This is a genomic window from Anabaena sp. CA = ATCC 33047 (assembly GCF_963870205.1).
Taxonomy (GTDB): domain Bacteria; phylum Cyanobacteriota; class Cyanobacteriia; order Cyanobacteriales; family Nostocaceae; genus Trichormus.
On sequence record NZ_CAWMSA010000063.1, the window covers coordinates 1 to 291 of the forward strand.

The following is a 291-nucleotide window of genomic DNA, read 5'->3' on the forward strand; positions in this document are numbered from 1 at the left end:
GTTCGACTTGCATGTGTTAAGCATACCGCCAGCGTTCATCCTGAGCCAGGATCAAACTCTCCGTTTTGTCTTCTTTCGAGTTTGTTATCTGAACAACTTTGTTCTCCAGATTCCTTGCTATAATTTCTTTAGTTTTTGGGAAAACCCAAAACCAATTTGTTTGACGAGGATTGGTTTTTTCTTTAAGCTTTCAAAGTATTCTTTTTTCTCGGTTCAGTCGTCTCGGCTCTCTCGCCTCGACACTTATCTAGAATAGCGAGGATTTTTGGCTTCGTCAAGGGGTAAAGGAAA

General features: G+C 40.9%; 1 rRNA gene. It reads right to left on the reverse strand.

Annotated features, from left to right (window positions below):
• Positions 1-67: ribosomal RNA gene (locus tag AACS98_RS19625) — 16S ribosomal RNA — on the reverse strand; the annotation flags it as partial.
• Positions 68-291: the final 224 nt, after the last annotated feature.